This is a genomic window from Arthrobacter sp. E3 (genome assembly GCF_017353415.1).
GTDB lineage: Bacteria > Actinomycetota > Actinomycetes > Actinomycetales > Micrococcaceae > Specibacter.
Window position 1 is genome coordinate 1 of record NZ_JAFMPX010000098.1, and the last position, 495, is coordinate 495.

Here is a 495-nt window from a genome sequence, read left to right on the forward strand (position 1 = left end):
CCCTCCCCCAGCCCAGCCTCGACCAACACGGATTGAACCTCCGCCAAACACTCCTGATCAATCCTGCCGTTATCAGCCAAACGGGCCGCCTCATCCACAAACCCGGCAACCAGCAGCCCCTGCTCCTGCGAAACCTCCCCACGAAAGAAGACTTCCCCCAGCCCGGGCTGACGCACCGGGGCAATATCACCACTGAACACATCAAGCACCGGTAACACCGCCTCCGCCAGGCGAATCCTACGATGCGCCTCAGCCGCACTGACTTTCAAGGACTGCACCAACAAATCCACCGGCCCACGCACCCCCGTAGATACATACCGGCCAGCCTCCGTACGAGAAACCAACTCAGCCACCACCTGAACAGCCAACGCCTGCCCCACCCGAGACAAATGCTCCAAGTCCTGCGCCCACCGCACACACTCCCGATCAGACAAAACCCCCACATCAACACCAAAAGGCAACCCACCACCACTGCTCTCGCCACCACCAGAATCC

1 protein-coding gene is annotated in these 495 nt (G+C 60.8%); it reads right to left on the minus strand.

From position 1 onward, the window contains the following. A partial coding sequence (locus tag JMA46_RS16800) for a DUF222 domain-containing protein (RefSeq protein WP_207346490.1) occupies window positions 1–398 on the minus strand: 398 nt, incomplete at its 3' end. Window positions 399–495 lie beyond the last annotated feature (97 nt).